11 protein-coding genes are annotated in these 12,845 nt (G+C 69.9%); 5 read left to right on the top strand and 6 right to left on the bottom strand.

Annotation, left to right across the window (positions count from 1 at the left end):
• Positions 1 to 76 precede the first annotated feature (76 nt).
• On the top strand, positions 77 to 955 hold the full coding sequence (locus tag HWX00_RS23840; protein WP_175027846.1) for an AraC family transcriptional regulator: 879 nt from the start codon (positions 77 to 79) through the stop codon (positions 953 to 955).
• 65 nt (positions 956 to 1,020) lie between these two features.
• Here HWX00_RS23840 and HWX00_RS23835 read toward each other — a convergent pair whose 3' ends face one another.
• Entirely contained in the window at positions 1,021 to 1,389 is a 369-nt protein-coding gene (locus HWX00_RS23835; RefSeq protein WP_059559451.1) for a zinc ribbon domain-containing protein, read from the bottom strand.
• A gap of 10 nt (positions 1,390 to 1,399) precedes the next feature.
• Positions 1,400 to 3,928, bottom strand: a complete 2,529-nt coding sequence (locus HWX00_RS23830; RefSeq protein WP_175027847.1) for a heavy metal translocating P-type ATPase — start codon at positions 3,926 to 3,928, stop codon at positions 1,400 to 1,402.
• A 91-nt stretch (positions 3,929 to 4,019) separates the two neighbouring features.
• On the opposite strand from HWX00_RS23830, the gene cadR reads away from it, so the two are divergent.
• Together cadR and HWX00_RS23820 are read left to right on the top strand one after the other, a co-directional pair.
• Positions 4,020 to 4,451, top strand: a complete 432-nt coding sequence (gene cadR / locus HWX00_RS23825; protein ID WP_006477300.1) for a Cd(II)/Pb(II)-responsive transcriptional regulator — start codon at positions 4,020 to 4,022, stop codon at positions 4,449 to 4,451.
• A 68-nt stretch (positions 4,452 to 4,519) separates the two neighbouring features.
• Positions 4,520 to 5,092 carry a PadR family transcriptional regulator gene (locus tag HWX00_RS23820; protein ID WP_059559456.1) on the top strand — a complete coding sequence of 191 codons (573 nt, stop codon included), beginning with the start codon at positions 4,520 to 4,522 and terminating at the stop codon, positions 5,090 to 5,092.
• Positions 5,093 to 5,141: 49 nt separating this feature from the next.
• Here the strand turns inward: HWX00_RS23820 and HWX00_RS23815 are convergent, their stop codons facing one another.
• The 4 genes from HWX00_RS23815 to HWX00_RS23800 all read right to left on the bottom strand — a co-directional run bounded on the left by HWX00_RS23815 (position 5,142) and on the right by HWX00_RS23800 (position 9,464).
• On the bottom strand, positions 5,142 to 6,572 hold the full coding sequence (locus HWX00_RS23815) for an FAD-binding oxidoreductase (protein WP_175027848.1): 1,431 nt from the start codon (positions 6,570 to 6,572) through the stop codon (positions 5,142 to 5,144).
• Positions 6,573 to 6,584: 12 nt separating this feature from the next.
• The gene (locus HWX00_RS23810) at positions 6,585 to 7,373 is read right to left on the bottom strand and encodes an ABC transporter substrate-binding protein (RefSeq protein ID WP_175027849.1); all 789 of its coding nucleotides are present in this window, start codon (positions 7,371 to 7,373) and stop codon (positions 6,585 to 6,587) included.
• 62 nt (positions 7,374 to 7,435) lie between these two features.
• A complete protein-coding gene (locus HWX00_RS23805) occupies positions 7,436 to 8,590 on the bottom strand; it encodes a pyridoxal phosphate-dependent aminotransferase (protein ID WP_059559464.1) in 1,155 nt (384 codons plus the stop codon).
• A gap of 205 nt (positions 8,591 to 8,795) precedes the next feature.
• Complete coding sequence (locus HWX00_RS23800) at positions 8,796 to 9,464, bottom strand: TetR/AcrR family transcriptional regulator (protein WP_175027850.1); 669 nt, start codon at positions 9,462 to 9,464, stop codon at positions 8,796 to 8,798.
• 120 nt (positions 9,465 to 9,584) lie between these two features.
• Between HWX00_RS23800 and HWX00_RS23795 the strand changes: the two genes are divergently transcribed.
• Together HWX00_RS23795 and HWX00_RS23790 are read left to right on the top strand one after the other, a co-directional pair.
• A complete protein-coding gene (locus HWX00_RS23795) occupies positions 9,585 to 11,237 on the top strand; it encodes an acyl-CoA dehydrogenase family protein (protein ID WP_175027851.1) in 1,653 nt (550 codons plus the stop codon).
• 60 nt (positions 11,238 to 11,297) lie between these two features.
• Positions 11,298 to 12,806, top strand: coding sequence for a class I adenylate-forming enzyme family protein (locus tag HWX00_RS23790; RefSeq protein WP_175027852.1), 1,509 nt, complete (start codon positions 11,298 to 11,300; stop codon positions 12,804 to 12,806).
• Positions 12,807 to 12,845 lie beyond the last annotated feature (39 nt).

The following is a 12,845-nucleotide window of genomic DNA, read 5'->3' as shown; positions in this document are numbered from 1 at the left end:
GCGGCTACGCATTTCCGCAAGATTTGTCCATCGCGCCCGTGCTACCGTGGTTTCCGTTCTCGCCCCGGACCCGTCGATGACAGCCGAAACGAAAACCGACCGCCCCGCGTGGCGCCGCTATGCGGCAAGCGTGGCGCGCGTTCACGAAACCATCCTCGCGCACCTCGATGGCCCGCTCGACCTGAACCGGCTCGCCGGAGTCGCGTGCCTGTCGCCGTATCACTGGCAACGCGTGTACCGCGCGCTGTACGGCGAGTCGATCGTGCTGACGATACGGCGGATGCGCATCGTGCGCGCGTCCGAGGATCTCGTGTGCACCGCGCGGCCGATCGACGAGATCGCGCGGCGCGCGGGCTACGGTTCGGCGCACGCGTTCGCGCGGGCATTCCGCGACGCCTACGGCGTGCCGCCTGCCCAGCACCGGCGCACGGGCGTGCACCGGCCGATCTACCCGCTACAGAGAGGAGAGGAAGACATGTTCAAGCATGAGGTCGAGATCCGGCGCCTGCCGGAACTGCGTGGCTACGCGGTCGCGCACACCGGCGCTTACCTGAAGGTCGGCGATGCGTTCGGGCGGATCGGCGCGTGGGTCGGACAGCACGGGCTGATCGGCCCGGGCGCGAAGATGATCGGCATTTTCTACGACGATCCGGACACGACGCCCGAAGCGCAGTTGCGCGCGAAGGTGTGCTTCATGCCGGCCGACGGCGCGCCGGACGTCGAGCCCGCGCCGCCGGTCGAACGCGCGACGGTGGCCGGCGGCGAGTACGCGGTGCTGCTGCATACGGGGCCGTATGCGGACCTGAAGACGGCCTACCAGTGGCTCTACGGCGACTGGCTGCGTCACTCGGGCCGCGAAGCCGCCGACGCGCCGCCGTTCGAGCTGTACCTCAACACGCCGATGGATGCGGCGCCGGCCGACCTGCGCACCGAGATCTACCTGCCGTTGCGCTGATCGACAGGCCGCCGGGCCCGCCGTGAAACGACGCGCGCCGGCCGATGATCATGCGCGCAGGCGTGTTAAGTCGCCTGCGTCCCGCACCCGGGACAGAAACGCGCGTCGGCCGCCAGCGCCGTGTGGCAACGGCTGCAGGCCCGGCTGCGTTGGGCCGCGCCGCACTGCGCGCAGAAGCGCGCATCGGCCGCATTCAGCGCGCCGCAGCCCGCGCACGCGAGCTGGCTCAGCGGCAGGTTGCCGCCCTGGCCGCCGTTCGACGCGTCGGCCGGCGCCTGCCAGCCCCAGCCGTGGCGATCCCGGCCGCGTGCATCGTGGCCGCCGTGCCCGTCACGACGCTGGTCGCCGTGATGCCCGCCGCCGTGGCCACCGCTGCCGTGCCCGCCGCCATGACCACTGCCGTGGCCGCCCAGGATCCGTTTCAGAAAGCTCATCGCCCGCTCCTCAACGCTTGGCCGGTGCGCCGCCGAACGCCCCGGAGGACGACAGCAGCCGCAAGCCGTTGGCCACGACGATCAGGCTCGCGCCCGCGTCGGCAAAGACCGCCATCCACATCGTGCCGAGCCCCGCGACCGTGAGGCCGAGGAACACGACCTTCACGCCGAGCGCGAAGCCGATGTTCTGCACCAGCACGCGGTGCGTCGCACGCGACAGCCGCACGAATGCGGGAATCTTGCGCAGGTCGTCGTCCATCAGCGCGACGTCGGCCGTCTCGATCGCGGTGTCCGTGCCCATCGCGCCCATCGCGAAGCCGATGTCGGCACGCGCGAGCGCCGGCGCATCGTTGATCCCGTCGCCAACCATCCCGACCGCGCCCGCGCCGCCGGCCGACAGCGCCTCGACCGCCGCGAGCTTGTCTTCCGGCAACTGGTTGCCGCGCGCGTCGTCGATGCCGGCCTCCTGCGCGATCGCCTGCGCGGTGTGCGGGTTGTCGCCCGTCAGCATCGCGGTGCGGATGCCGAGCGCGTGCAGATCGGCGATCGCTTCGCGGCTCGTGTCCTTGATCGTGTCGGCCACCGCGAAGATGCCGAGCACGCGCACGTCGTCGACCAGCACCACGACGCTCTTGCCCTGGCGCTCCAGCGCGTCGAGCTTCGCTTCGAGGGCCGTCGAGCAACGCTCCAGCTCCTCGACGAGCCGATGGTTGCCGAGCCAGTAGCGCGTGCCGTCGATCGTGCCGCGCACGCCGCGCCCGACGATCGCTTCGAAGTCCTGCACATCGGCGAAGGCCGTCGTGCCGGCATCGCGCGCCGCGGCCGCGATTGCCTGCGACACCGGGTGATCGGAGCGCGCCGCGAGGCTCGCGCCGAGATGCCGCACGCGCGCCGCATCGGCGTCGTCCGCATGCAGGTCGAAGTCGGTCTGCACCGGCTTGCCGTGCGTGATCGTGCCGGTCTTGTCGAGCGCGAGCCACGCGAGCTTGCGCCCTTCTTCCAGGTAGACGCCGCCCTTCACGAGAATCCCGCGCCGCGCGGCCGCCGCGAGCCCCGACACGATCGTCACCGGCGTCGAGATCACCAGCGCGCACGGGCACGCGATCACGAGCAGCACCAGCGCGCGGTAGATCCAGTCCTGCCACGCGCCGCCCATGACGATCGGCGGCACCACCGCGACCAGCAATGCAACCGCGAACACGATCGGCGTGTAGACGCGCGCGAACTGGTCGACGAAGCGCTGCGTCGGCGCCTTCGCGCCCTGCGCTTCCTCGACCGCGTGGATGATCCGCGCGAGCGTCGAGTTCGCCGCGACGGCCGTCACGCGGTATTCGAACGAGCCCGATTCGTTGATCGTGCCCGCGTACACGGCGTCGCCGGTCGCCTTTTCGACGGGCAGGCTCTCGCCGGTGATCGGCGCCTGGTTGACCGTCGAGCGGCCCGCGACGACCTCGCCGTCCAGCCCGATCCGCTCGCCCGGCTTCACGCGGACGACCGCGCCGAGCGCGACCTGCGCGGCCTCGATCGTACGCCACGCGCCGTCGGCCTGCCGCACGGTCGCGGTATCCGGCGCGAGCTGCATCAGGCCCTGGATTGCGTTGCGCGCGCGGTCGAGCGACTTCGCCTCGATCAATTCGGCGATCGTAAACAGCACCATCACCATCGCGGCTTCCGGCCACTGGCCGATCGCCATCGCACCCGTCACCGCGATGCTCATCAGCGCGTTGATGTTCAGGTTGCCGTTGCGGATCGCGATCCAGCCCTTCTTGTACGTGGTGAGCCCGCACGCGAGCACCGCGGCGAGCGCGAGCGCCGCCGCGAGCCATACCGGCAGCCCGGCCCACGTCGCGCCTTCGGATGCGATCGCGGCGACGCCGGCCAGCGCCAGCGGCCACCACGGCTTCGCGGGCGCGTCGGCGACGCGCGGCGCCGGTGCGTCGGCCGTCGCGGCCTCGGGCGTCATCCCGAGCGTGCGGATCGCGCTTTCGATCGCCGGCTGCGCGCCGGGCACGTGCTCGACGGTCAGCATCCGCTGCATCAGGTTGAATTCGAGCGCCGACACCTCGTCCATCCCGCCGAGCTTCTTGCGGATCAGCGTTTCCTCGGTCGGGCAGTCCATCTGCATGATCCGGAACGCGGAGCGCACATGACCCGACGCGGTCGCCTGCGCGACCGGCAGCGGCGCGAGCGTCAGCGCGGCAGGCGCGCAGCAGTCGCCGGCCGCGTGGTCGTGGTCGTGGTCGTGGTCGTGGTCGTGGTCGTGGTCGTGGTCGTGGTCGTGGTCGTGGTCGTGACCGGCATGGTCATGCGCGGCGTGGTCGTGCGAACACGTCGCGCCGTGCTGATGCGCGTCGTCGTGCGAATGATCGTGATCATGGTCGCGGCCGCGCGAGACAACCTCGCCGTGCGCGCGCTCGCCAGCCGCCGGCGCCGCATCGGCAACGGTCGCCGTCTGCGTGTCGCGCGGGTCGGCGCAGCATGCATCGGCGCCGCCGGCATGACGGTGTCGCGGGTCGCGGGTACGCTGGGCGTCGGTCATGACAACCTCCTCAATGGCTTTCAATGGCTTGACGGAGTACAGTTAACACCCTGAAGCCACTACAAGGTCAACCCTTACACGGGAGAAAGGCATGAAGATTGGCGAACTGGCCAAGGCGGCCCGCTGCACCCCCGAGACGATCCGTTTCTACGAAAAAGAGGGGCTGATGCCGGATGCGGAGCGCACCGACTCGAACTACCGCAACTACACCGACGTGCACGTCGAACGGCTGCGCTTCATCCGCAACTGCCGCGCGCTCGACATGGCGCACGACGAAATCCGCGCGCTGCTGCGGCTCACCGACACGCCGGCCGACCGCTGCGATTCGATCAATTCGCTGCTCGACGATCACATCGGACACGTCGATGCGCGCCTCGCGGAACTCACGCATCTGCGCGACCAGCTCACCGAATTGCGCCGCCAGTGCGTCGGCGAACATTCGGTCGAGGATTGCGGCATCGTGCATGGTCTCGCGACGATGGAAACCGTCGCGCCGGCCGCGAAGCGATCGCACCTCGGCTGAAACCCTTGTGAAATAAGATAGTCTGGTTGAGAATAGTTATATTCTGACTAGATATAAATTAACTATTCATGTCTACGAGTCGTCCGTCCCCGCTCGCGCTGGCCGTCCTTGCGACGCTCACCGAAACGCCGATGCATCCGTACGGGATGCTGCAGCAACTGAAGGCCCGCGGATACGACGAAGTCGTCAACGTGCGGCAGCGCACGAGCCTCTACCAGACGATCGACCGGCTGCTGCGCGACGGGCTGATCGCCGTGCACGACACCGAGCGCGACGGGGCATTTCCGGAACGCACGCTGTATGCGCTGACCGAAGCCGGGCACACGGCGGGGCAGGCGTGGCTGCATGCGCTGCTCGCGGAGCCCGCGCGCGAATTCCCGGTGTTCGGCGCCGGTCTCGCGTTCCTGCCGCTGCTCGACGCCGACGACGCGCGCCACCAGCTCGAGCTGCGGATCGCGCGGCTCGACGCCGAGCGCGAACGGCTGGAAGGGCTGCGGGCCACCGCGCAGGCCGACCAGGTGCCGCGCCTGTTCCTGCTGCAGAACGAACATGCGCTGGTGTTGCTCAATGCGGAGCTCGACTGGACGCGCAGCGTCGTCGAACACCTGAAGATCGGCGCGCTGCGCTGGGTGGACGGCTGACGTACCTATCTCGCCGGTCGCTTCCCGTCGGTCACGGGAATCGACCGCGTCAAAGCACCTTGCCGGGATTGAGGAGGCCGTGCGGGTCCAGCGCGGCCTTCAGGCGCCGCATCAGCCCGATTTCCGCGTCGCTGCGCGTATGCGCGAGATAAGCGCGCTTGAGCACGCCGATCCCGTGCTCGGCCGATACCGAGCCGCCCATGTCGCGCACCACCGCGTACACGCCGTGATCGAGCGCCTCGAGGTCCGCCGCGGTCATCCCGGCCAGCGATACGCCGATATGCACGTTGCCGTCGCCGACATGACCGAAGAACAGGCACGTGACGTCCGGCCAGCGCGCCCGCAGCGCCGCCTCGCAGCGCCCGGCGAACGTGCCGAGCTCGCCCGTCGGCAAGCTCACGTCGAAATTGACGAGATGCGGCAGCGCATCGATCGCCAGGCCTTCGCGCAACGTCCACAGGTCGCGCGCCTGCCGCTCCGACGTCGCGAGCACCGCGTCGTCCACCAGCCCCGCGTCGAACCCCGCCGCGAGGCCCGATTCCAGCGCCTGGCGCGCATCGCCGCCCGGCGCGCTCGTCGCGCATTCGATCAGCACCGCGAAGCCGCCTTCGCCCGCGAACGGCGCCGTGACGTCCGGCGTGTGACGCGCGACGTAGTCGTAGAACGCCGGCCACATCGCCTCGAAGCTGACGACTTCCGGCAGCGTGCGCACGCGGTTCCACAGCTCGACCACCGCGTCGTAGTCGCGCACGCGGCACAGCGCGGTGGCCGGCGCCGCGAGCAGCGGGTGCAGCCGCAACACCACGCGCGTGACGACGCCGAGCGTCCCCTCGCTGCCGATGAACAGCTGCTTCAGGTCATAACCCGCGTTGTTCTTCAGCATGCGGTTCATCGACGAGACGATCGTGCCGTCCGCGAGCACGGCTTCGAGCCCGAGCACCTGCTCGCGCATCATCCCGTAGCGGATCGCGCGCGTGCCGCCCGCATTGGTCGCGAGCATGCCGCCGATCTGGCATGAACCCCGCGCGCCGAGATCGACGCCGAACGTGAAGCCCGCCGCTTCCGCGGTTTCCTGCACCGTCTGCAGCGGCGTCCCGGCGCGCACGGTCATCGTGCCGGACGCCGCGTCGATCGCTTCGATACCGGCAAAACGTTCCATCGACAGCACGACCTCGCCGCCGAGCGCGACCGCGCCACGCGCGAGCCCGGTCAGTCCGCCCTGCGGCACGACCGGCAGCCCGAGCCGCGTGCACAGCGCGAGCGTGCGCGACACGTCGTCGACGCTGCGCGGGCGCACCAGCGCGCGCGGCCGCACGCCGGCCGGCTCGTTGTACGCGGTGAAGTAACGCGGATCGATCTCGGCGGAACGCGTAACCAGCGCATCGCCCAGTTCCGCGACGAGCACGGCGTCGGGCGCCTCGCCCGGCTGCGCGCCGCCGCGCGGTTCGCCGCCCGCGGCCGCCGTCTCCCGGTTCTGCATCGTGCGGCCCGCTTACTTGGTCGAAATATCGATATCGCCGAAATACTTCAGGCCGAGCGACTTCACCGTGCCGTCCGCCTTCAGCTTGTCGATCGCCGCGTCGAGCTTCGCCTTCAGTGCGTCGTCGCCCTTGCGCAGGCCGAATGCGATCCCGCTGCCGAGGATCCTGTCGTCGTGCACCGGCTGGCCGACGAACGAGAAGCCCTTGCCGTCCGGGCGCGACAGGAAGCCGCGCTGGCCGGACGGTGCGAGCACGAGCGTCGCGTCGAGGCGGCCCGCCACGAGATCCGCGTACGCCTGGTTCTGGTCCTGGTACGCGACGATCGCGACGCCCGCCGGTTCCCAGTGCGCCTTCGCGAAGGTTTCCTGGATCGATGCCTGCAGCACGCCGACGCGCTTGCCCTTCAGCGATTCGGGCGTCGGCAGCAGGCCGCTGCCGGTGCGCGCGATCAGCTGGGTCGGCACGCGATAGATGATCGTCGTGAAGTCGATCGTCTGGCGCCGCTGCTCGGTCGCGTTCATCGCCGAATTGATCGCGTCGAACTTGCGGCCCTTCAGTGCGGGAATCAGCCCGTCGAACGACGTCTCGACCCATTTGCACGACAGCTTCGCCGTCTGGCAGACGGCATTGCCGACGTCGATGTCGAAGCCCTGCAGGTCGCCGTTCGGCGCTTTCGATTCGAACGGCGGGTATTGCGCTTCAAGGCCGAAACGCAGCGTCTGCGCGTCGGCGAGCGCCGCGCCGGAGCCGATTGCGCAAGCAAGTGCGAACGCGAGTTTCAGGGTGGCCGTGTGCTTCATCGTGATCTCCAGTGTCTGGTCGATGCGACGGGCCCGTCGCCGGGTGCCCGTCGCCGGTTTTCCTACAGCGAACGCAGCCGCCGCGCGCCTTCGACCAGCGTCGCGTCGTCCTTCGAAAAACTGAGCCGGATCACGCCGGCATCGGTGCCGTCGGTGTAGAACGCCGACAGCGGAATCGTCGCGACACGCGCGTCGCGGATCAGGCGCAGCACGAAATCGCTGTCGCTTTCGTCCGAGAAGTGACGGAAGCGCGCGAGCATGAAGAACGAGCCTTCGCTCGGCAGCAGTTCGAAACGCGAACCGGCCAGCTCGCGCGCGAGCAGGTCGCGCTTGGCCTGGTAGAACGCCGACAGGCCGAGATAGCTGTCCGGCCGCGCGAGGATCTCCGCGAACGCGACCTGCATCGGCGTGTCGGCCGAGAACACCATGAACTGGTGGACCTTGCGGATCTCGTCCATCAGTTCGGCCGGCGCGAGGCAATGGCCGACCCGCCAGCCGGTCACGTGGAACGACTTGCCGAACGACGACACGATCACGCTGCGCTCGGCCAGCTCGCGATGGCGCGCGACGCTCTGGTGCTGCGCGCCGTCGAACACGACGTGCTCGTAGACCTCGTCGGACAGCACGACGATGCCCGTATCGCGCGTGAGCTGCGCGAGCCGGTCGAGATCGTCGGCCGAGAACACGGTCGCGGTCGGGTTGTGCGGCGTGTTGACGATGATCATCCGCGTGCGCGGCGTGATCGCGGCAGCCACTTCATCCCAGTTCACGCGGAAATGCTCGGGCGACAGCTTGATCGCGACCGGTGTCGCGCCCTGCAGCCGCACGATCGGCGCATAACTGTCGAACGACGGCTCGAAATAGATCACCTCGTCGCCCGGATGCACGAGCGCGCTGATCGCCGCGTAGAGCCCCTCGCTCGCGCTCGCGATCACCGTGATCTCGGTCGCCGGGTCGTAGCGCGCGCCGTACAGCGCTTCCGTCTTCTCGGCGAGCCGCTCGCGCAGCGCCATCACGCCGGCCATCGGCGCGTACTGGTTGTGCCCGTCGCGCATCGCGCGCGCGACGCCTTCGACGAGCGCCGGATCGGGCGCGAAATTCGGCGCGCCCTGCGACAGGTTCAACGCGTCGTGTTGGGCAGCCAGTTGGCCGATCACCGTGAAGATCGTCGTCCCGACGTCGGGCAGTTTCGAACGGGGCGCCGTGGCGCTTCGCATGACTCCTCCTTCTGATGTCCTTCGGGCGGGCCCGCGTCACGCGCGGCCCTCCGTCTGCCGCATGATTTAGCCCGAGCCAATATCGGCGGACAATCGAAAGTTCGTCATGGCGTCCATGCATTTTCCTCATGGCTCACCGGGAGAAGCACGCAACGGCAAGGCTGGTGGGCGGGCCCGACATGCGAATCAGGCATTTCCCGTGGCGCTACGCATCCGCCGCCGCCAGGTACGCGAGCAGCACGGCCCGCAGTTCGCGGCGCTGCGCGGCGAAATCGAGCGCGGGCCCGAGCGTCAGCAAGGCCTGCGACAGCCCGCCGTAGCAGATCGTCTGGGCCATCCGCGCGAGCCCGTCGAGCCGCGCGGCCGGCGGCGGATCGGCCGCCTGGGCCAGCGCGTCGCGCCACAGCGCGACATACGCGTCGTAATGCCGGCGGTACGCGGCCAACGGCGAGACCTGCCGCTCCAGCACGAACAGCGCGCCCCACAGCGCCGCATCGGCGGCGATCGCGTCGACCTGCAGGTCGACCAGCGCGGCGGCGAGTTCGGCCCGCGGTGCGCCGCGCAGCCGCTCGACCGCATCGCGCAGCCGGTCGGCCAGCGCCTGCACGCGACGGTGGATGCAGAGCGCCGCAAGGCTCTGCTTGTCGCCGAAATACTCGTAGAAGGTGCCGATGCTCACGCCTGCGACGGCCGCGATCTCGCGGATCGTCGCCTTTGCATAGCCGCGTTCGAGCAAAAGCTGAACGAACGCCTGCTGCAGCGCATCGGAGCTCGCCTGCGCGCGCGACTGGCGCGGCCGGCGGCGCAATGCGGGCGCGGGTTGCGCCGCCGGCTGGCCGGGCGGCGCCGGAACCTGAACATGTCGCGGCGGCATATTTGCTACTCTGAAATCGGCAGGGAATACGTTTTACCGGGCGCCCGAAGCCGTGCCGAAGCGCGCGCCGCGCGGCATGGCGCCGGCTGCCCGCGAAGCATGAGACCGGAGACACACGCGATGACCGAATCGACTCACGCCGTCACGAACCAGGTCGACGAACTGGTCGACTATAACCTCTTCGCGACGGATCTCGCGCTACGCGACGCGCTCGCCCGGGCAGGCGCCGACTGGGCCATGCCGCAGCTCGATGCGTACGGCGCGTGGCTCGGCCGCGCCGACACCGCGCGGCTCGCCGACGAAGCGAACCGCCACGCGCCGGAACTGAACACGTTCGACCGGCGCGGCCGCCGCATCGACCGCGTCGATTTCCACCCGGCCTGGCACGCGCTGCTCGGCCAGTACCGCCACGAAGGCTTCGTGTCGCTCGCGTTCCGCGAGTCGCGCCGCGGCCGCTGGGCCGCGACCGCCGCCGGCTTCTACCTGCACGGCCAGATCGAGGCCGGCACGCTGTGCCCGGCCACGATGACGCAGGCCGCGATTCCCGTGCTGCAGAAGGAACCGGCGCTGTGGGGCCTGCTGCGCGACAAGCTCTATAGCGACGATTACGATCCGCGCGACGTGCCGGTCGCCGACAAGCGCTCGATCTGGTTCGGCATGGGCATGACCGAGAAACAGGGCGGCTCCGACGTGCGCGCGAACACGACGCTCGCCACGCCGGTCGGCGCGGGCGGGCGTGGCGCCGAATACCGGTTGCGCGGCCACAAGTGGTTCTTCTCCGCGCCGATGTGCGACGCGCACCTCGTCGTCGCACGCACCGAGGCCGGCAGCCCGTCGTGCTTCTACGTGCCGCGCTGGCGGCCGGACGGCACGAAGAACGCGGTCGAGATCCAGCGGCTGAAGAACAAGGTCGGCAACCGCAGCAACGCCAGCAGCGAGATCGAGCTGAACGACGCGTGGGGCATCATGCTCGGCGACGAAGGCCGCGGCATTCCGACCATCATCGAGATGGCCACCTACACGCGGCTGAACTGCGTGCTCGGCAGCGCGGCGATGCTGCGTCAGGGCGTCGTGCAGGCGATCGCGTACACGCGCCAGCGCCACGCGTTCGGCCGCGCGCTCGCCGAGCAGCCGCTGATGCGCACCGTGCTCGCCGATCTCGCGCTCGAAAGCGAAGCCGCGCTGTCGCTCGCGATGCGTCTGGCCGACGCGTTCGAACGCGACGACTCGCCGCGCGAGCGCGCATGGAAGCGGATCGTCACGCCCGCCGCGAAATTCTGGGTCTGCAAGCGCGCGGTCGAGTTGACCGGCGAGGTGATGGAAGTGTTCGGCGGCAACGGCTACGTCGACGACGGCCCGATCGCGCGGCTGTTCCGCGAGGCGCCCGTCAACTCGATCTGGGAGGGCTCGGGCAACGTGATGTGCCTCGACGTGCTGCGCGCGGTGTCGCGCGAGCCCGACGCGGCCGCCGCGCTGTTCGACGAACTCGCCGACCTAGGCGCGGGCGAACCGCGCATCCGCGCGGCGCTCGACGCGCTGCGCGCGATGCTCGCCGCGCCGGCCGACACGCTCGAAGCATCGGCCCGCGTGTTCGCGCAGGGGCTCGCGCTTGTCGCGCAGGCGTGCCTGCTGCGCCGCGATGCGCCGGCGGCCGTCGCCGACGCGTTCGTCGCGACCCGGCTCGCCGCGCCCGACTGGGGCCGCATCGCGGGCGGCTTCGATCCGCATGCGATCGACGTCGCCGCGCTGCTGCAGCGCGCCTACCCGGCCTGACGCCGGTCCGTTCACCCTTGTTCACCCGCGTTCGCCTTCGTTCGCCCGCCCGGAGCCCCGATGAACCTCGTCGCCGCCCTCGACCGCGCCGCTCGTGCGACGCCCGACAAGCCGTTCCTCGTCAACGAATCCGCGACGATCACCTATGCCGCCGCACACGAGCGCTCGCACCGCGCGGCGGCCGTGCTGAGCGCGCTCGGCGTCGCGGCCGGCGACCGCGTCGCCGCGATGTGCTTCAACACACCGGCCTTCGTCGACTTGATGTTCGGCGCATGGCGGCTCGGCGCGGCGTTCGTGCCGATCAACCACAAGCTGCAGGCACCGGAAGTCGACTACGTGCTCGAGCACAGCCGCTGCAAGGCGCTGCTGTTCGACGTGGCGCTCGCGCCGGTGGTCGAGCGCCTCGCGCATCCCGCGCGGCGGCTCGTGACCGAGGGCGAACTCGACGGCGTGCCGAACTTCGACACGATGTGCATGACGCGTGACGCCCTCGCGGGGATCGAACCGGCCGACGGCGACATCGCGCAGATTCTCTACACGTCCGGCACGACCGGCCGCCCGAAAGGCTGCGTGCACAGCCATCGCACCGTGACGCTCGCGGCGATGCAGGCGGCGCTCGCGACCGGCATCGGCCGCAACGAGCGCACGCTGATGGCGATGCCGATCTGGCATTCGTCGCCGCTGAACAACTGGTTCGGCGGCACGCTGTTCGCGGGCGGCACCGTCGTGCTGATGCGCGAATACCATCCGCTGCGCTTCCTGCAAACCATCGAGCGCGAACGCGTGACACTGTATTTCGGCGCGCCGGTGTCGTACACGCTGCCGCTCGACACGGTCGACGGCTTCGGCGCGTTCGACCTGTCGAGCGTGCGCGCGTGGCTGTACGGCGGCGGCCCGATCGGCGCCACGCAGGCCGAACGGCTCGCGCAGGCGTATCGCAGCCATGCGTTCTTCCAGGTGTACGGGATGACCGAAACGGGCCCGGCCGGCACGACACTGTATCCGGACGAGCAGATCGCGAAGGCCGGCTCGATCGGCCGCCAGGGCGGCCCGGGCGTCGACCTGCGCGTCGTGCGGCTGGACGGCATCGACGCGCGGCCGGGCGAGACCGGCGAGATCTGGCTGAAGGCCGACTGCATGATGCTCGGCTATCTCGACGACGCGGCCGCGACGGACGCGGCGTTCGCGCCGGACGGCTGGTATCGCACCGGCGACATCGCGCGGATCGATCAGGATGGCTACCTGTTCATCGTCGACCGGCTGAAGGACATGATCGTGACCGGCGGCGAGAACGTCTATTCGAAGGAAGTGGAGGACGTGCTCGGCGCGCACCCCGACATCGCCGAGGCGGCCGTCGTCGGGGCCCCGCATCCCGACTGGGGCGAGACGGTCGTCGCGCACGTCGTGCTGCGCGCGAATGCGGCGCCCGACGCGGAGGCGCTGCGCGCGTTCTGCCGCGAGCGGCTGGCCGCGTACAAGATTCCGCGCGAATTCACGTTCGCGCAGGCGCTGCCGCGCACGCCGACCGGCAAGCTGCAGAAGTTCCTGCTGCGCGTGCGCGGGGATTAAGTACCTGAGGTTTGGTCAAGGCACTCGCAACTCGTGCAC

It is taken from the genome of Burkholderia seminalis DSM 23518 (assembly GCF_902832885.1).
Lineage (GTDB): Bacteria > Pseudomonadota > Gammaproteobacteria > Burkholderiales > Burkholderiaceae > Burkholderia > Burkholderia seminalis.
The sequence above is the reverse complement of the archived record's forward strand: the minus strand, read 5'-3'. Positions and strand labels throughout refer to the sequence as shown.